This window comes from Janthinobacterium lividum (genome assembly GCF_034424625.1).
Taxonomy (GTDB): domain Bacteria; phylum Pseudomonadota; class Gammaproteobacteria; order Burkholderiales; family Burkholderiaceae_D; genus Janthinobacterium; species Janthinobacterium lividum.
This window is the reverse complement of the sequence record NZ_CP139976.1, coordinates 6,304,551-6,322,531: the sequence shown is the minus strand read 5'-3', so window position 1 is coordinate 6,322,531 and position 17,981 is coordinate 6,304,551. Positions and strand designations below refer to the sequence as shown.

At 61.7% G+C, this 17,981-nt stretch carries 19 protein-coding genes; 11 read left to right on the top strand and 8 right to left on the bottom strand.

The genetic code is table 11. The features are described 5' to 3' along the window. Positions 1-513 precede the first annotated feature (513 nt). The 6 genes from rpmH (at position 514) to U0004_RS28495 (ending at position 4,982) form a co-directional block, all read left to right on the top strand. Positions 514-648 (top strand): 50S ribosomal protein L34, encoded by a 135-nt coding sequence (gene rpmH / locus U0004_RS28520; RefSeq protein ID WP_010401996.1) that lies wholly within the window; start codon positions 514-516, stop codon positions 646-648. A gap of 23 nt (positions 649-671) precedes the next feature. After that, the gene (gene rnpA, locus U0004_RS28515) at positions 672-1,109 is read left to right on the top strand and encodes a ribonuclease P protein component (protein ID WP_071653349.1); all 438 of its coding nucleotides are present in this window, start codon (positions 672-674) and stop codon (positions 1,107-1,109) included. Further along, positions 1,106-1,366, top strand: coding sequence for a membrane protein insertion efficiency factor YidD (gene yidD, locus U0004_RS28510; protein ID WP_034754335.1), 261 nt, complete (start codon positions 1,106-1,108; stop codon positions 1,364-1,366). The genes rnpA and yidD overlap by 4 nt, the downstream gene beginning before the upstream one ends. Before the next feature lie 11 nt (positions 1,367-1,377). After that, positions 1,378-3,108, top strand: coding sequence for a membrane protein insertase YidC (yidC, locus tag U0004_RS28505; RefSeq protein ID WP_070258727.1), 1,731 nt, complete (start codon positions 1,378-1,380; stop codon positions 3,106-3,108). A 185-nt stretch (positions 3,109-3,293) separates the two neighbouring features. Next, positions 3,294-4,673 carry a tRNA uridine-5-carboxymethylaminomethyl(34) synthesis GTPase MnmE gene (mnmE, locus tag U0004_RS28500; protein ID WP_070258729.1) on the top strand — a complete coding sequence of 460 codons (1,380 nt, stop codon included), beginning with the start codon at positions 3,294-3,296 and terminating at the stop codon, positions 4,671-4,673. Positions 4,674-4,682: 9 nt separating this feature from the next. Then, positions 4,683-4,982 (top strand): hypothetical protein, encoded by a 300-nt coding sequence (locus tag U0004_RS28495; RefSeq protein ID WP_070258731.1) that lies wholly within the window; start codon positions 4,683-4,685, stop codon positions 4,980-4,982. A gap of 23 nt (positions 4,983-5,005) precedes the next feature. Here the strand turns inward: U0004_RS28495 and U0004_RS28490 are convergent, their stop codons facing one another. Beyond that, positions 5,006-6,703 (bottom strand): M1 family metallopeptidase, encoded by a 1,698-nt coding sequence (locus U0004_RS28490; RefSeq protein WP_070258733.1) that lies wholly within the window; start codon positions 6,701-6,703, stop codon positions 5,006-5,008. 179 nt (positions 6,704-6,882) lie between these two features. Between U0004_RS28490 and U0004_RS28485 the strand changes: the two genes are divergently transcribed. Further along, positions 6,883-7,080, top strand: coding sequence for a hypothetical protein (locus U0004_RS28485; protein WP_034781317.1), 198 nt, complete (start codon positions 6,883-6,885; stop codon positions 7,078-7,080). 9 nt (positions 7,081-7,089) lie between these two features. Here U0004_RS28485 and U0004_RS28480 read toward each other — a convergent pair whose 3' ends face one another. Both U0004_RS28480 and U0004_RS28475 read right to left on the bottom strand, forming a co-directional pair. Beyond that, on the bottom strand, positions 7,090-7,725 hold the full coding sequence (locus U0004_RS28480; RefSeq protein ID WP_034781319.1) for an Hpt domain-containing protein: 636 nt from the start codon (positions 7,723-7,725) through the stop codon (positions 7,090-7,092). A 105-nt stretch (positions 7,726-7,830) separates the two neighbouring features. Then, positions 7,831-8,781: a CAP domain-containing protein gene (locus U0004_RS28475; protein ID WP_269462324.1), complete on the bottom strand. Its 951-nt coding sequence runs from the start codon at positions 8,779-8,781 to the stop codon at positions 7,831-7,833. Between the two features lie 214 nt (positions 8,782-8,995). On the opposite strand from U0004_RS28475, the gene pssA reads away from it, so the two are divergent. Next, positions 8,996-9,790 carry a CDP-diacylglycerol--serine O-phosphatidyltransferase gene (pssA, locus tag U0004_RS28470; protein WP_230523234.1) on the top strand — a complete coding sequence of 265 codons (795 nt, stop codon included), beginning with the start codon at positions 8,996-8,998 and terminating at the stop codon, positions 9,788-9,790. Positions 9,791-9,927: 137 nt separating this feature from the next. Here pssA and U0004_RS28465 read toward each other — a convergent pair whose 3' ends face one another. Then, complete coding sequence (locus tag U0004_RS28465; protein ID WP_070258735.1) at positions 9,928-10,854, bottom strand: aldo/keto reductase; 927 nt, start codon at positions 10,852-10,854, stop codon at positions 9,928-9,930. A gap of 53 nt (positions 10,855-10,907) precedes the next feature. Then, complete coding sequence (locus tag U0004_RS28460) at positions 10,908-11,471, bottom strand: TetR/AcrR family transcriptional regulator (RefSeq protein WP_070258737.1); 564 nt, start codon at positions 11,469-11,471, stop codon at positions 10,908-10,910. 230 nt (positions 11,472-11,701) lie between these two features. Between U0004_RS28460 and U0004_RS28455 the strand changes: the two genes are divergently transcribed. The 3 genes from U0004_RS28455 to U0004_RS28445 are packed head-to-tail and all read left to right on the top strand — an operon-like array spanning position 11,702 to position 15,626. Next, positions 11,702-12,394 carry a gluconate 2-dehydrogenase subunit 3 family protein gene (locus U0004_RS28455; protein ID WP_070258739.1) on the top strand — a complete coding sequence of 231 codons (693 nt, stop codon included), beginning with the start codon at positions 11,702-11,704 and terminating at the stop codon, positions 12,392-12,394. Between the two features lie 38 nt (positions 12,395-12,432). Continuing rightward, positions 12,433-14,220 (top strand): GMC family oxidoreductase, encoded by a 1,788-nt coding sequence (locus U0004_RS28450; protein WP_052140055.1) that lies wholly within the window; start codon positions 12,433-12,435, stop codon positions 14,218-14,220. Between the two features lie 14 nt (positions 14,221-14,234). After that, a complete protein-coding gene (locus U0004_RS28445; RefSeq protein ID WP_070258741.1) occupies positions 14,235-15,626 on the top strand; it encodes a cytochrome c in 1,392 nt (463 codons plus the stop codon). Positions 15,627-15,690: 64 nt separating this feature from the next. Here the strand turns inward: U0004_RS28445 and U0004_RS28440 are convergent, their stop codons facing one another. From U0004_RS28440 to U0004_RS28430, 3 genes are all read right to left on the bottom strand, one after another. Then, positions 15,691-16,836, bottom strand: coding sequence for a D-alanyl-D-alanine carboxypeptidase family protein (locus tag U0004_RS28440; protein ID WP_034754313.1), 1,146 nt, complete (start codon positions 16,834-16,836; stop codon positions 15,691-15,693). A gap of 114 nt (positions 16,837-16,950) precedes the next feature. Beyond that, a complete protein-coding gene (locus U0004_RS28435) occupies positions 16,951-17,604 on the bottom strand; it encodes an alpha/beta hydrolase (RefSeq protein WP_070258761.1) in 654 nt (217 codons plus the stop codon). A gap of 35 nt (positions 17,605-17,639) precedes the next feature. Then, positions 17,640-17,957 carry a (2Fe-2S) ferredoxin domain-containing protein gene (locus U0004_RS28430; protein WP_034781335.1) on the bottom strand — a complete coding sequence of 106 codons (318 nt, stop codon included), beginning with the start codon at positions 17,955-17,957 and terminating at the stop codon, positions 17,640-17,642. Positions 17,958-17,981: the final 24 nt, after the last annotated feature.

The window sequence follows — 17,981 nt, the reverse complement described above, 5'->3', positions numbered from 1 at the left end:
GTATGTCTATGTGAAAAGGTGTGGGAGTGCGTATCGATTCTGCCCTGCGTTCACCGTGTTGCAAGGCCGGCGTCGCGCGAGGGCTCGCCACACGTAACGCGCTATTCTACTCCCGACTGCGAAAGTTATCCACAGGCACGGCTGTTATTTTTGTGTGGCGGGGTGGGGCGCCGTGTGCATAAGAGGCGACTTATCCCCCGGTTATCCCGTGACAGGCAGTGCTGGCGCGGCCTGTGGCGGGGCCTTGCCGGCAGATGGGGGGCGGCGCGCAAATTTCCAGGCGATCACGGCAATCCTTGACAAGAGGGGGGCATATGCTGAATAATTCAGGGTTCCCCGCCCGTATTCCGTGTTTATTCATTTGGAACGACAATATGGACTAAGCGTGGATTAAGCGGGCGATGAGATTGGCCAGCTTGTGCCTTGGCATAAGTGCGCGATTGTCATTGGCACCAAAAACTGACGGGACGTCAGACCCGATTTTGCATTTTTTTTGTTTTTAGCGAGACCAACATGAAACGTACTTACCAACCTTCCGTCGTTCGCCGCAAGCGTACGCACGGCTTCCGCGCTCGTATGGCTACCCGTGGTGGCCGTGATGTGCTCAACGCACGTCGCGCAAAGGGCCGCAAACGTCTGGCCGTCTAGGCTTGTCGTTGACAGCTGATCGCGTGGCTAGCTGTACTCCAGTCGGCAATCAACGCGAAGGTTCACACGACTTCGCGCGCGTTCGGCGTATCGTTAAAACGGATGAATTTTCATCCGTTTTTCGTTTGCGCCCTTCGCAAAAAACAGCGCATTTTGTGCTGTACACCCGACACAATCAATTGCCGCATGCGCGGCTGGGCGTCGTTGTGGCCAAGCGTTTCGCGCCGCGCGCGGCGACCCGCAACACGATCAAGCGCGTCACGCGCGAGCTGTTTCGCAACAGCGCGATGCCGCCGGTCGACTGCGTGGTGCGTTTGTCGCGCGCCGTCAACAGCAAGGATGGCCCGGCCACCACGACCCGGCTCAAAGCCGAGCTGCGTGAGGAATTGAGCCGCCTGTTCGCGGCGCAAATCGCCGCCCAGGCCCGTTCTGTTGCTGCGCCACCACCATCCGCGCCATGAAAACCCTGCTGCTGTTCCTGCTGCGCGCTTATCAGTTGCTGATCAGCCCCATGCTGGGACAGAATTGCCGTTTCTATCCGAGCTGTTCGCATTACGCGATGGAAGCGCTGCGCGTGCACGGTACGGCCAAGGGCAGCCTGCTGGCTGCCAAGCGCCTGTGCCGTTGCCACCCCTGGAATGAAGGGGGCGTCGACCCGGTGCCGCCGGCCGATGGCAAACAATCTTCAACGACCGCTTGCGGTTGCAACCACTCCTGACAAATACCCTAATGGATATCAATAAACGTACCATCCTGTGGATCGTGTTTTCCGTCTCGCTGGTAATTCTCTGGAACGAATGGATGATCTCGAACGGCAAGCCGTCGATGTTCTCCGCGAACACGGAACAAACCGCCAAGGCGCCTGCGACCCCTGCCAAGACGGCTGCCCTGCCAGCTGCGGCAGGCGTGCCTGCCCTGCCGGGCGAGGCTGTCGATCCCGCCGCGTTCAAGCGCGAAGTGATTACCATCACCACCGACGTCATCAAGGTCGATATCGACACCCTGGGCGGCCAGGTCAAGCGTCTGGAATTGCTGAAATTCAAGGGCGCGGGCAATCCGGGCTGGTTCGGCGGTTGCTTCGGCCTGTTCAAATGGTGCCAGCCGGACGATGGCAAGCAAAACGAAGTGCTGTTCGACGAAGGCGCGAACCACACTTACCTGGCGCAATCGGGCCTGGTCGGCGGTCCATTCCCTACCCACGCGAGCGGCTTCACCGTGCAGCCTGGCGTACGTACCCTGGCCGATGGCAAGCAGATCCAACTGGTGATGGAAGCGGTTGAAGGCGGCGTCAAGCTGACCAAGACGTTTACCTTCAAGCGCGGCGACTACGTCATCGACGTGCGCCACGACGTGTCCAACGTGGGCGCGGCGCCTGTCACGCCGCAGCTGTATCTGCAACTGACGCATGACGGCAACAAGCCGGTCGGCGACTCGTTCTTCAACAGCAGCTTTACCGGTCCTACCCTGTACACGCCACAGGACAAGTACCAGAAGCTGACGTTCGAGAAAATCGAAAAAGCGGCCGCAGAAGACGAGAAGAAGGGCAACGACAATGCCATGAAGGGCTTGCACCCGGCGACGGCGAATGGCGGCTGGTTTGCGATTTCGCAACACTTCTTCGTGTCCGCTTTCGTTCCGCCTGAGAACGCCAAGCGCGACATCTTCACGAAGAAGGTCGGCCCCAACCTGTACGCCATCGGCAACGTGCTGCCCCTGCCTACCCTGGCACCAGGCGCCTCGGCCAGCATGGACAGCAAGCTGTACTCGGGTCCGCAAATCGCACACCTGCTGGAAAACGTCTCGCCTGGTCTGGAACTGGTCAAGGATTATGGCTGGCTGACCATCATCGCCAAGCCGATGTTCTGGGTCATGGAACAGATCCACAGCGTGCTGGGCAACTGGGGCTGGACCATCATCGCCTTCACGATCCTGATCAAGCTGCTGTTCTTCCCGCTGTCGGCCGCCGGCTACCGCAGCATGGCCAAGATGAAACTGGTCACGCCGAAGATGCAAGCCATCCGCGAACGCTTCAAGGGCGATCCGCAAAAGATGAACCAGGCCACGATGGAGCTGTACAAGACGGAAAAGATCAATCCGCTGGGCGGCTGCCTGCCGATTTTGATCCAGATGCCCGTCTTTATCGCCCTGTACTGGGTCTTGAACGCGTCCGTGGAAATCCGCGGCGCGCCATGGATCGGCTGGATCACCGACCTGGCCCAGCATGACCCATGGTGCATCCTGCCCGTGCTGTACGCGATCTCGATGTTCATCACGACCAAGCTGAACCCGGCCCCGGCCGATCCGATGCAAGCGAAGATGATGCTGTTCATGCCACTGGCATTCTCGGTGATGTTCTTCTTCTTCCCGTCGGGCTTGGTACTCTACTGGGTCGTCAATAACGTCCTGTCGATCGGCCAGCAATGGGTGATCACCAAGAAATACGCGCCTGCCGTCAAGTAAGTCCGGCCAGCGACCAGAAAGCCCGCCTAGTGCGGGCTTTTTAATTCTTGTAGGTCGGATTAGCGTGGCAAGGCCACGCGTAATCCGACACTATCGCCAGCGTGTGCTGCGTCGGCTTACGCGCTGCGCGCTAAGCCGACCTACGTTGCTGCACCTTCCCTTGCCGTACCTATTACAATATCCCCATGAAACTCGACTCTTCCCCTATCGCCGCCATCGCCACCGCTCCCGGACGCGGCGGCATCGGCGTGGTACGCGCCTCCGGCAAAAATCTCGCCCCTTTGATGGCCGCCCTGTTCGGCGCGCAGCAACTGAAACCGCGCCACGCCACCTATCTGCCATTCACGGAAAGCGACGGCGCCATCATCGACCAGGGCATCGCCATCCACTTCAAGGGTCCGCATTCGTACACGGGCGAAGACGTGCTGGAATTGCAGGGCCATGGCGGTCCCGTGGTGCTGCAGCTGCTGCTGGCGCGCGTGCTGGAAGCGGGCCGTGACAGCGGCTTGCGCCTGGCCGAACCGGGCGAATTCACGCGCCGCGCGTTTTTGAATGACAAGCTTGATCTGGCGCAAGCCGAAGCCGTGGCCGACCTGATCGATGCCTCCACGGAGGCGGCGGCCAAGTCCGCTTCGCAATCGCTGTCGGGCGCGTTTTCCAACACCATCCACGCGCTGGTGGAGCAGGTGACGGGACTGCGCATGCTGGTTGAAGCGACCCTGGACTTCCCGGAAGAAGAAATCGATTTCCTGGAAAAATCGAATGCGCGCGGTCAATTGAAGGCCGTCATCGAAGCATTGCATAAAGTGTTTGCGCAGGCGGCGCAGGGCGCGCTGCTGCGCGAAGGCCTCAATGTCGTGCTGGCGGGCCAGCCCAATGTCGGCAAATCGTCGCTGCTGAACGCGCTGGCGGGCGCCGACGTGGCGATCGTTACGCCGATCGCCGGCACCACGCGCGACAAGGTCAGCGAAACCATCCAGATCGAGGGCATTCCGCTCAACATCATCGACACGGCCGGCATCCGCAGCGCGGGCGACACCATCGACGCCGTCGAGCGCATCGGCATCGAACGCACGTGGGGAGAGATCGGCAAGGCCGACGTGATCCTGCACCTGTTGGATGCCGACCATGGCCCCACCCTGGCCGATGAAACCATTGTCGCCGCCTTCCCCGAAGGCGTGCCCGTGGTGCGCGTGTGGAACAAGATCGACCTGTCGGGCCACAAGCCCAGCGTCGACAGCCTGCCCGATGCCACGCACGTGTATCTGTCGGCGCACGAGCACATCGGCATTGACCTCTTGCGCGCCGAGCTCTTGCGCATCGCCGGCTGGCAGCAGACGGGCGAATCGCTGTACCTGGCGCGCGAACGCCATCTGATCGCCTTGAAATCGGCCGGCAAGCACCTGGACATCGCCGCCGAGCACGCGGCGCAGGACGACCAGTCGCTGGACCTCTTCGCCGAAGAACTGCGCCTGGCGCAGGTGCAGCTGTCGAGCATCACGGGAGAATTTTCGCCTGACGATCTGCTGGGCGTGATCTTCAGCCGTTTCTGCATCGGCAAGTAAGGGGAAGCGATGAAAATGTTGATCGCTGCCGCACTGTGCTGTCTGCCCTTGCTGGCTCAAGCAGAGGAAAAGCTGCCGCGCGACGTGGCGCAGTTCATTGAGCATGCGCAAATGTGCGAGCATTTTGCCGGCGAATGGGATGACAACGACAAGGCGCGCCAGCGTGAGATCACGCAAGCCGTCGCCAGCTCATGCGGCCAGGCGCAGCGGCAGTGGAAACGGCTGTCCGCCAAGTATGCAGGGCAGCCGACGCTGCAAAAAATCATTGCCGATAATGCCAATGACGCGGTGCGCAGTTTCCGGAAATAGCGGCTGCCCTGACTTGCGGCAGCTCAGCTCTTCTTGTGCTTGGCCTGCTCTTCCCTGAATTTCTGGAACGTTTCGATATGCTCTGCGCGGCGCAGCACGCGCGAGTGCGGGTCGAGCGTGTACGTGGAGCCAGCCGGCAGGGGCAGTTCGCCAAAGCCCAGCGACATGGAAACGGTATGGATTTCCTTGCCGATACGTACTTCCACCGGCATCGGGAAGGCGATGTCGGCAGGCGTCTTCCATAGCAGGCGCAGGGTGTCGCCGTCACGCACGGCGGACAGTTCCGGCAGCGCGGCCTGGTACAGATAGGCCTGGAAGAACCAGTCGTAATTGCTGCCCGTGACTTTGTTGACGATGGCCATGAACTCCGTCGTGCTGCCATAGCGCGGCTGGAACTGGCCCGGCTGCGGCTGTTCCGTGCCGTAGACGAGCAGGCGCACGGCGCGGAAGAACGCGTCGTCGCCGATCAGGCCGCGCAAGGTGTGCAGCACCAGCGCCCCTTTCACATAAATGTCGCCGCCCGGCCCGCCCTTTTTCAGGTCGTAGACTTCTTCCTCGCTTTTCGGCTTGCCGGAGACCATGGGGGCCTTGTTAACGATGCCGGCGCGCATTTGCTGCAACGAAGCAAAATACTCCTGTTCTCCCCGCAGATACTGCATGTACAGCGGTTGCATATACGTGCCGAAGCCTTCGTGCAGCCACATGTCGTCCCAGTTGCTGTTGGTGAGCTGGTTGCCGAACCATTCATGGGCGAATTCATGTTGCAGCAGCTCATCGTAGCCATAGCTGGTCTTGGCGAATTTGTTGCCATAGGCATTGATGGTCTGGTGTTCCATACCCTTGTGCGGCGTTTCGGCGATACCGACTTTTTCATCGCCAAATGGGTAGGGGCCGATGACGCTTTCAAAAAAATCTAGCATGGGCGGCAATTCCGCGAACAGGGCGCCTGCCTTGGCTTCGCTTTCCGGCAAGTACCAGAACTGCAGGGGGATGCGGTTGCCGTAGCGGCTAGCATATTCGCCCTGCAGGCTGCGGTAGGGCGCCACATTGAGGGCGATGCCATACGTGCTCGGGTGTTTGGCGCGCCAGTGCCAGGTGCGCCAGCCGTTGGCCTCATCCATGCCGAGCGCGATGCCGTTGCCGGCCGCCACCAGCGGCGCCGGTACCTGGATATGCTGGTCGATCAGCTGGGCCTTGCCCATCGGATGGTCGATGCAGGGCCAGAACAGGTCGCAGCCCTCGCCCTGCACGGCGCTGGCGATCCACGGCGCGCCATCGGCCGTGCTCGACCACACCATGCCGCCATCCCACGGCGCTTTCACGGCGACGTGCGGCACGCCGTGGTAGACGATGCGGATGGTGGTGCGCGCGCCTGCCGCGAGGGTGGCCGGCAAGGTCATGCTCAGGCGCCCGTCCGGGTTGGCATAGTCTTGCGGCCGCAGCGCCTTGCCGTCGATTTCGATGGCATCGACCGGCAGGTTGCGGTCCAGGTCCAGCGCGAAACGCGAGATCGGCTGCGTGGCCAGGAAGGTCAGGCGCGCGTCGCCGGCGATGCTGCGGCTGGCCGGATCGATGCGCAAGGTCAGGTCGGCGTGTTCGAACACCACCGCCAATTGCTCCGGCGTGCGTTCGGCGCCCGAATTGAGGGTGTAGGCAGTGGGCGCGCGCGTGGCGCAGGCGCTGAGCAGCAAGCAGGAGAGCAGCAGAGGGATGTGTTTCATGGCGAGCGCGCAAGTGAACGGAACACTGATTGTAGTGTGAAGTGACAACGTTGTCGTTTGGAAATTTCAAAGTGCCGATGGGGCAAGCGTGGCCGCCGTTGAGAAATGTCATGGGCTTCAAACTGTGCTGACGTAATCTTGCTGAGCGGCCTTGAAGTGCCGCTAGGAAAGGAAGCGCCATGGACAGCAAACAGCCGGACGTCGTGGAACGCGAGGGAGAGGTGCTGGCGGCATTGCCCGCCATGCCGGAATTGATCGCTACCTTGCCGCCAAAAGGCGCGTGCTGGTACTGCGACAAGCCGCTCGACGCCGTGCGCCGCTTTTGCGGCAAGAGTTGCGGCATGGCTTACGCGGAAGAGGCGCAATACCACCGTTGAGCGTGGAGACTAGCGGCGCCGCAGCAGTGCCGCCAGCGCGCCGTCGAAATCGAACTCGTGCGCGGCGGCTGCCACTTCCTGGTAGACGTTGACGCCCAGGCTGGCCGCCAGCAGGCTGGCCGAGTTTTCCAGGATGTCGATGGCCGCCCCGTCGCCTTCGCGCAGATGGCTGGCCAGGCGCGCCAGCAGCAGCTGGATGGCGGGCGCGGCCGGATCGGGCGCCACGTCCTGCGCCGCCGTGTGGGTTGCCTCCGGCGTGCCCAGCATGCTGCTGACCGCGCCCAGCAATTGATCCTGCGCCAGTTCCAGCTGCAGCATTTGCCGGGCCAGGTCGGGCGCTTGCGCACGCAGTGCCGACTCCAGCGTTTCGGCCAGGCCATGCACGTGGCGCGCACCGATCATGCCGGCGGCGCCCTTCAAGGTATGCGCCTTCAGGCGCGCGGAGGCATAGTTGCCCGTGTCGAATTCGGCGCGGATCTGGCACGGCGTGGTGCCGTGGTCATGCAGGAAGCGGCGCAGGATTTTCAGGTACAGGATGCGGTCGCCCATGATGCGGCCCAGTCCGTTCTCGACATCGAGAATGCGGACCATGTCGGATGCCGCAACGGCGGCATCATCATCGCAAGTGGCGTGTGGTTTCAGCATGCTGTGCAGAGCGCCCGAAAACTTGTCAATTGCCGTAAAGCAGGAACAGCTATTCTACATCCAGTCGTCCCCGACGCTGCGCCCGCTTGGCAGTCGGCAAAATCGCTAGCGTGTCGTGAATGACCAGCTCTGCGTGACGTCCGTACCATTGACTTTGCCGATGAAACTCACGTCATAGGCCGTGTTCGCCAGCAGCGGCGCCAGCGGGATGATGGACGCGGCCGAGACTGGCGTATGTGCATCATTGCCGCTGGTGAGCAGGCGCACCGTCAAGTCCGCGGCGGCACCGCGCTGGCGCACGCTGAACGCCGTCACGCTGACGGTCGTGCCGTAGTTGGCATGCACGCTGATCGGGTAGCCGACCACGTCCTGGTTCGGCACGGGATCGGGGGCTTCGTTATCGCTGGAAAAACTGACGGCTACCTTTTGCTGGCCGCCGAATGGGTAGGTGACGATTTTCCCTGCCGCCAGCCCGGAGCCATAGCTGCGGTTACCGGCCAGGTCGGTGGTGAAATACGCATAGCCGGCGCCACTGACGGCCGCGCCCGCGCCCCCTTCCTTGAAGAGGGGCTCGAAAATGACGAAGCGGTGATAAATGGCCGTGACCAGTTCCTCGGCCAGGTAAAAGCCGGACGTGTTGCTGGCGCCGGCGATGACTTCCCCCTGCAGCGACGTGACGACGTAGCCGGCCTTGGCCAGGCGGTCGCCCAGTTTGACGCCGGTAAAGCCGGGCTTGCCCTGCACTTGCTCGTGCGCCACTGTATTGTTGAGATTCAAGTAGTTGGAATGGCCCAGGGCCGCGCTGTCGATCAAGCCATTGCGCACCATTGGCGACAGGCCGATCTGGCTGCGCCGGTAGTTGAACCAGTTGAAACCATCGGTGGCAATATTGTTGCTGAGGACGGGAGCACCGGGCTCCTGTGTCAGCTGCCCTGCCGGGGTCGAGGTGCTCAGCGACGTCTTGTCGCCGCTATCGCCGCCGCCACAGGCGCTCAGCAGGGCTGCGCTCAGCAGGGCGGGTATCCAGTATTTCCAACGCAGTGACGAGACAATCAAGTTGACTCCTGTATAGGTAGGCGGACAGCGGTAAGCCAACGTGCTGCCCTGTAAAACGATTCTAAGGCATTTTTATATGCCGTAGAGCATCCATGACAAGATATGTCGCGCGCTCGTGCGCGGACGGTGCCGCAGCTGCGCAGGGTAGAATGAGCATAGTGCAGCGTTTGCCGCTGCGTAGCCTCATTACCGATTTCTTTGATTGCCCACAAATTTGAACACATCGCCCAAGTCGCGCCTGCAGCGCGCCAAGTACGCCTTGCCCAGCATGGTGACTTTGCTTTCGATAGCCTGCGGTTTTGCCAGCATCGTCATTTCCGTCGATAACGCGACTGTCGGCGACGCGGATGCCTACCGCCTGGCCGCCGCCTTGCTGGTGCTGGCCGGCGTGTTCGATGCGCTCGACGGCTATGTCGCGCGCCTGACGAACACCAGTTCGCAGTTTGGCGTGCAGCTCGATTCCATCGCCGACGTGATGAATTTCGGCTGCGCCCCGGCCGTCCTGTTGTACTGCTACGGTTTTGTGCAGATGGGCGTGCACGATCCGCTGCTGCTGCGCTTTGGCGGCATGGCCAGCTTCTTCTTTGTCGCGTGCGGCGCCATGCGCCTGGCGCGTTTCAATGTGAACGTGGGGCGTACCGATCCCCTGTATTTCGTCGGCATGCCGATCACGGCCGGGGCCGCTTGCGTGGCGGCCGTGGTGGTGGCGTGGCCGGCGCCCATCGATTCCATGCTGCACAGCTATCTGCTGATGCTGCTGCTGGTGGGCGTGGGCAGCCTGATGGTGTCGACCTTGCGCTTCCCCAGCTCCAAGCAAAAGAAAAGCCTGGCCGCGCTGCTGGTGCTGATCGTCGCCATCGCCCTGCTGGTGTGGCTGAAGACCAGCTTCTTCGCGCTGTTCTTCGCCGTCTACATCGCCGCCACCCTGCTGCTCAACCTGGCGTGGTACCTGGGCTGGCGCGGTATTGCGTTGCCGCAGGTATTCAACGACCCTGACGAGATCGACTAGAACGCCTAACAACCTACTGCGCGTCGCGATTTGCGGCCTGCGATGCTCACTGACTCGGCGTCCCCGTGTATTCGCACAGCTGCGCTTCTCTGCCACAACTCACTGCCGCTCGCTACGGTTGTTAGACCTTCTAAGTATTAAGCCACCTCGTGCCCGCGCGCGGCACGCAGGATGGCGAACCAGTCGCTGCGGCTGAGCGTGAACTGCGTGCCTTCCACGGCCACGCCCACGGCTTCGATGCGGCCCGTGCCCGTCAGCGGCAGGGGACGGCATGGCAATTGCATGATCCAGGCAAACACCACGCTGGCAAACGGACGCTGCAGCTGGTCGGCGATCTGCTTGATGACATTGCGCAAATTCTCCACATTCGCGTCGCCGCCCTGGAACAGGCGGCCGCCCGCCAGCGGCGACCAGATCATCGGCGCCACTCCCACATCCTGCAAGCCGTCGAAGGTTTCATCGAACAGCGGCGCCACGTGCAGCGGCGAAAATTCCACCTGGTTCGTCACCAGCGGGAAGCGCCGGTGCAGGCACTCGAACTGGTGGCGGCTGAAATTCGACACGCCAAAGTGCAAGACCTTGCCCGCCTGCTGCAGCTGGGTGAAGGCGCCTGCGATCTCGTCAAAATCCATCAGGGGGTCGGGACGGTGGATCAGCAGCAAGTCCAGGCGGTCCGTGTGCAACTGGCGCAAGGTGTGTTCCACGGAACTGGTGATGTGTGCCGCGCTCGTGTCGTAATGCTGGATGGCGTGGCCGGGCCGGTGCGGCGACAGCAGCTTGATGCCGCATTTGCTGACCAGTTCCATCTTGTCGCGCAAGCCCGGCTGCAGGGCCAGCGCTTCGCCGAACAGGCCTTCGGCGCTGTAATCGCCATAGATATCGGCATGGTCGAAACTGGTCACGCCCAGCGCCAGGCATTGCTCGATGAAGGCCAGGCGCTGCTGCGCCGACATATTCCACTCGCCGATGCGCCACATGCCGGCGACGATGCGCGACAGTTCGGGACCGTTGCTGCTTAAACGGCTGCGCGGCGCTTGCAGGCTGGCGGGAAATACATGGCTCATGGGCTGGCTTTCTGATGGTGGCGAAGAAGGTGATGCCCCGATTATATCCAGTGCTACAGCATGCTGCGGATAAAGCGGCAGCAACGTTCCTGCAGGGCAGCGTCGAGCTGGCCGCCCAGTTGCATCTGGTACACCAGCGCCGATTGCAGCATGAAGGCAAACAGGCGCAGGTCGAGGTCGGCGCGCACGCCGATGTTGACCAGGCGCTGCACCACCAGGGTGATCCACGGTGCGACGATCTGCTCGCGAAAGCGCAGCTGCGCCGCCGCATCATTGTGGATCAGCACCAGGAGATCGCAGGTGAAGCGGCCGTCGGCGTTCAGGTTGTCGAAGATGCGTGCGCAGATCGCCTCGATTTCCTGGCCGTCCGGCATGTCGAGCGCGCGCTGCAGCTTTTCCGCCGTGCGCTTGACGAGCGCGTCAAGCAGCATGTCTTCGCGGCGCGGCCAGCGCCGGTAGATCGTCTGACGCCCCACGCCGGCCACGTCGGCCACCATCTGTATCGTCACGGCGTCGAGCCCATGCTGGCGCACCAGCATGACGATCGCTTCCAGTACCGCATCTTCCACGCCCGCCTTGCGCGGGCGGCCACGCACCGCTGCCTCTTTTTTAATCACGTCGAACCTGTCTCTGAATGTTTCTTTTAATTATGGTACGATGCGCACCGTAAATGCAAAGCAACTGCTTGTCAATCATGTTGGTCAATTAACCGGCAGGTTGATGCAGCGCGCCGCGATACTCCAGTCATCTCTACGTGAAATCTGCAATCTCAGCGGCGCGTGCCCGCATTTTCTTTCTGATTCCCACATCCATCACTGTGGCGGCTCGTGCCGCCTGAGGAAAACCTATGAAAATCATCGGGATTTCGCCCCACCGGCGTAACTTCCTGCGCAAGGCCGTCGGCGCCGCGCCTGCCGTGGCCTTGCTGGCCGGCGCCGGCGGCGGCCTGGCCATGGCCGTCTCCAAGGACCAGCCTGCCTACAAACCGCGCTTTTTCGACGCCACCGAATGGGCCACATTGTGCGCACTGGTCGACCGGCTGATCCCGGCCGATGGCGAAGGGCCGGGCGCGCTGGAATCGGGTGCGCATGAATTCATCGACTTGCAGATGAACACGCCGTACGCGTATGGCGCGCTGTGGTACATGCAGGGGCCGTTCGTGCCCTCGATCGAACAGTTCGGCTACCAGTTCCACATGGCGCCGCGCGAGCTGTACAAGAGCGCCCTAGCCGGCGTCAATGCAGCCGTCAATAAACAGTCCGGCAAGCCTTTCGTGCAGCTGAACGCGGCCGAGCGCGATGCCGTCATCACGCAATTGCAAAAGGGAAGCCTGGACATCGGCGCAGTGCCGGCCAAGGTCTTCTTCAACCAGTTGCTGCAGAACACGCGCGAAGGCTACTTTTGCGACCCCGTCCACGGTGGCAACAAGGACATGCTGGCCTGGAAGATGGTGGGATTCCCCGGCGCGCGCGCCGATTACATGGATTGGGTGGAGCAATACGGCAAGAAATACCCGCTGCCGCCTGTTTCTATCGCATAAGACTTTTTGTAGCAGATCAAAGAAAAAGAAAAACCATCATGAGTGATATCAAACCAGATGTAAAAATGAAGCCTGTCGATGCCGTGATTGTCGGCTTTGGCTGGACCGGCGCCATCATGGCCAAGGAAATGACGGAAGCGGGCCTGAACGTGGTCGCGCTGGAACGCGGCGAGTACCGCGACACCTATCCCGACGGCGCCTATCCGAAGACCCTCGACGAGCTGACCTACATCCAGCGCAGCAAGCTGTTCCAGGATATGTCGAAGAGCACGTTCACCTTCCGCCACAGTATCACGGGCGTGGCCGTGCCGTACCGCCAGATCGGCGCCTTCAAGCCCGGCACGGGCGTGGGCGGCGCAGGTCTGCACTGGTCGGGCATGCACTGGCGCGTCTTGCCGGAAGAGCTGCAAATCCGCAGCCACTACGAACGCCGCTACGGCAAGAAATTCATCCCCGAAGGCATGACGATCCAGGACTTCGGCGTGACCTACGCCGAGCTGGAGCCGCACTTCGATTTCGTGGAAAAAGTCTTCGGCACCTCGGGCCAGGCGTATAAGGTCAACGGCATCGTCGTCGGCGACGGCAATGTGTTCGAGGGCGACCGCTCCGACAATTACGCGCTGGCGCCGCAAAAAGTGCCGTACACGGCCGAACTGTTCCGCCGCGCGGCCAAGGCCGTCGGTTATCACCCGTTCGTCAACGCGTCGTCGAACGCGTCCGGCCCGTACACGAACCCGTATGGTTGCCAGATGGGACCGTGCAATTTCTGCGGTTTCTGCTCCGGTTACGCCTGCTACAACTATTCCAAGGCGTCGCCCAACGTCAACATCATGCCGGCCCTGCGCATGGTCTCCAATTTTGAATTGCGCGCCAATTGCAACGTCGTGCGCATCAATCTCGACGGCAGCAAGAAACGCGCTACCGGCGTGACCTACATCAATGCGGACGGCAAGGCCGTCGAGCAGCCGGCCGACCTGGTCATCGCCAGCGCCTTTGCCTACAACAACGCACATCTGTTTTTGCTCTCGGGCATCGGCAAGCCGTACGACCCCGTCAGCAATGAAGGCGTGGTGGGGCGCAATATCGCCTACCAGATGATGTCCACCATCCAGACCTTCTTCAAGGAAGACACGAACACCAACCCCTTCATCGGCGCCGGCGGCACGGGCGTCGCCCTCGATGACTGGAATGGCGACAATTTCGACCATGGCCCGCTGGGCTTTGTCGGCGGCTCGCCCGCCTGGTGCAACCCGGCCGGCTCCAAGCCCATCTCGGGCATCGCCACGCCGGACGGCACGCCCGCTTGGGGTTCGGCCTGGAAAAAGGCCGTCAAGAAGAGCTATCTGAACACGGTCTCCTTCGACTGCCACGGCGCCAACATGACGTATCGGGACTGCTATGTCGACCTCGACCCCACCTACACGGACAAGTATGGCCAGCAATTGTTGCGCTTTACCTTCGACTGGAAGGAAAACGATATCAAGATGAGCCGTTTCGTCACCGACAAGATGATGAAGGTGGCCGAGGCCATGAATCCGGAAGCGATCAAGGTGTCCGTCAAGAGCGTGGGCGACCACCTCGACTTGCGCAACTACCAGACTACCCACTGGGCGGGCGGCACGGCCATGGGCGCGGACCGCAAGACCAGCGTCGTCAACCGCTACCTGCAGAGCTGGGACGTGCACAACGTGTTTGCCGTCGGTTCCAGCGTGTTCCCGGTCGGTATCGGCTACAACCCGACGGGCCTCGCTTGCGCGCTGACCTACTGGTCGGCCAAGGCCATCCGCGAGCAATACCTGAAAGATCCCCGTCCCCTGGTCGCCTGATAAAGAACAAGAAGATGAACAACACATTCACCCATACCGTGGGCGCGCTGCTGCTGGCGCTTGCCTCCAGTACCCCCAGCATCGCCTGGTCTGCCACCACCCCGAACGCCCAGCTGATACGCCAGGGCGAATACCTGGCTCGCGCCGGCGACTGCATCGCCTGCCATACGGCCGGCACGAAAGGCCAGCCGTTCGCGGGCGGCCTGGGCATGGAAACGCCGATCGGCAAGGTGTATTCCACGAATATCACGCCGGATAAAAAGGCCGGCATCGGCGACTGGAGCTTTGCCGATTTCGACAAACTGATGCGCACTGGCGTGACGAAACATGGCTATACCGTGTATCCGGCCATGCCCTACCCCTCATATTCGCGCCTGAGCGAGGCGGACATGCAGGCCCTGTACGCCTACTTCATGCATGGCGTGAAGGCGGACCCGACGCCGAACAAGGCGGCCGATATTCCATGGCCGCTGTCGATGCGTTTCCCCTTGACCATCTGGCGCTGGGCCTTCGCGCCCACGCCGCAGCCCTACAAGGCGCCAGCCACGGGCGACGCGCAATTGCTGCGCGGCGCCTACCTGGTGCAGGGCCTGGGCCACTGCGGCGCCTGCCACACGGCGCGCGGCGTGGGCATGCAGGAAAAATCGCTGACGGACGAAGGCAACACGACGTTCCTGGCCGGCGGCGGCGTCATCGACGGCTGGTCCGTGCCCTCGCTGCGCAATGAGCATGGCGGCGGCCTGGCGCGCTGGAGCGCGGCGGAGATCGCCGAATTCCTCAAAACGGGCCGCAACAGCCATACGGCATCGTTCGGCGCCATGAACGATGTGGTGGCCCATTCCATGCAGCACATGACGGATGGCGACCTGGCGGCGATGGCGAAATACCTGAAGTCGCTGCCGCCGTCGAATCCGGCCACGCCGGCCTTCGTGGCCGATGACAAGCTGGGCAAGCAATTGTTCAGCGGTATCGTCAATTCCAAGGGCGCGCAGCTGTACCTGGACCGCTGCGCCGGCTGCCACCGCTCCGACGGCAAGGGCTACGACAAGGCCTTCCCTGCGCTGGCCGGCAATGCCGTGCTGCAGACGAACGATCCCACGTCGGCCATCAACATCGTGCTGTCGGGTGGCGCCGTGCCGGCCACGCGCACGGCGCCGTCGGCGCTGACGATGGCGCCGTATGCCGACATTTTTAATGATGAGCAGACTGCCCAGGTGGTGACCTTCATCCAGACCAGCTGGGGCAACCGCGGCACACCGGTGACGGCGGCGCAGGTGGCCAAGGTGCGCAAGGTATCTGTGCCGGTGGCAGCGTCGCAGACGGAGGCGACGTTTGCGGCAGGCCGCCACGGCACCTTTCCGCCTGTGGCGCGCAAGCCGCATCTGAAGGATGCGCCGGCGAAGTAAAGTCTACGGACGAAAAAAATGCCCGCAGCATCTGCGGGCATTTTTTATTTGGGGGGCTAACTGCTTATTTCATCCACAGGCGCATCGAATCCCAGGCGCGGCCGAAGATCGTGGCCTGGTTGATGGTTTCCAGCGCCACGACAGGCAGTTCCAGCAGGACCTTGTCGTCGACCATCATTTTCAGTTTGCCGACAGGGGCGTTTTCAGCCAATGGCGCGACCAGCGGGTCCTTGCGTTCCAGCACCGGTTTCATCTTGGCAGCCGTGCCTTTTGGTACGGTGACGAGCACATCGCGGGCGAAACCGATTTTCACGGTGCCTTTCGAGCCCTTCCACACTTCCGGCGTGGCCACGGCCTGGCCCTTCGAGTACAGCTTGACCGTATCGAAGTTCTGGAAGCCCCAGTTCAGCAGCTTCTGGCTTTCCTGCGTGCGGGCCTGGTCCGACGAGGTGCCCAGCACCACGGAGATCAGGCGGCGCTCGCCCGTGCCGCCTGGACGGCGGGCCGACGCGATCATGCAATAGCCGGCCGCTTCCGTGTGGCCCGTCTTCATGCCATCGACGGTTGGGTCCAGCCACAGCAGGCGGTTGCGGTTAGGCTGGGTAATCTTGTTGTACGTAAAACTTTTGATGGAATCGATTTTGTAGAATTCCGGGTAGTCGGCGATCACGCGCTTGGCCAGCACGGACAGGTCTTGCGCCGTGGAATAGTTATCGGGGCTAGGCAAGCCATGCGGATTGGCAAAACGCGTGTTTTTCAAGCCCATGCGTTGTGCTTCGCGGTTCATCAGCACGACGAACGTGCCTTCATCGCCAGCAACGGCTTCAGCCAGCGCCACGGCGGCGTCGTTACCCGATTGAATCATCAGGCCGTGCAGCAAGTCGTCGATCGAGACGGGGGTAGCCGGGTCGATGAACATCTTCGAGCTGCTCGAATCGACTTTCCAGGCGCGCACGGACACGTTCACTTTTTGGTCCAGTGCCAGTTTCTTTTCGCGGATGGCGGCAAACGTCAGGTAAGCCGTCATGATCTTGGTCAACGATGCCGGCTCGATGCGCGCGTCCGGATCTTGCGAAGCAATGATCTGGCCACTGGTGGCGTCAAGCAACAGCCAGGACTTGGCGGCGATGGTCGGGGCTGGAACGCTCTGGGCGTAGGCGGCGGAAAAGAAAAATACACTGGAGGCCAGTGCCGCTAAAAGTTTTTTCATGGGGCTGGTCTGCGAGAAAAAGATGAAGGCTGAGGGCCATGCTGTTGCTACCTGCATGGCCGCGTGGAAAAAACGGATCAATTATAGCCGTGGAGGCGCTAGTAAGCCCACACTTCAATGATCATCTGCTGCGATTGCGGGTTTGTCACCATGCCACAGGGCAATCACGAGGTTCTTGATGTGGTTGAGCTTGCGGTGGAAAAAGTGGTCGGCGCCGGGGATCACGATCACGGGAATGTCTTGTGGACGGGCCCAGTCGAAGACGGCGGACAGGGGAATCGTGTCGTCCAGTTCGCCGTGGATCAAGATGGTGTCGGCGGGAATATCAGCCATGGCCCACTTGCCGGCCGCGCTGCCGATCAGCGCCAGGCGCTCGGCGGGTGTGCCGGCGGCAGCCAGGCGCTCCTGCAGTTTCGATTGCACGAAGGTGCCGAACGAGAAACCGGACAAGGCCACGGGCAAGCCCGGGTACAGGCCGCGCATGTGTTCATACAGCAATTGCATGTCGTCCGTCTCGCCCGCGCCATGGTCATGCACGCCTTCGGAAGCGCCCACGCCGCGGAAGTTGATGCGCGCCACCACATAACCGAGCGTGACAAACGCGCGCGCCAGGGTTTGCGTGACCTTGTTATCCATCGTGCCGCCGTACAAAGGGTGCGGATGGGCAACGAGAGCGATGCCGCGCGGAGTGTCTGCCGGGAAATCGAGCAAGCCTTCCATGCTGCCTGCATGGCCGGCGAGGGTAAATTTTTCCGAGTTTCTGTTCATGATGCTCATACTGGTGGGTATCTCTTAAATTGGCATTAAATCTTGAGGCGTTCGACAATTTTGCCGCCCACCAGGTGCGTATCGATGATTTCATCGATATCGCTGGTGTCGACATAGGTGTACCAGGTCGCTTCCGGGTAGATCACCAGCAGCGGGCCTTCTTCGCAGCGGTCCATGCAGCCGGCCTGGTTGATGCGGATCTTGCCCGCGCCATTCATGTCGAGTTCCTTGATGCGGCGCTTGCAATGCTTTTGCGCCGCTTCCGCGCCATGGTCGCCGCAGCTGTTGCGGCCGTCTTCACGTTTATTCATGCAGAAAAAAACGTGGCGTTCAAAATACGGTGCGTCGCTCATACTATTCTCCTGCTGATTCATCAA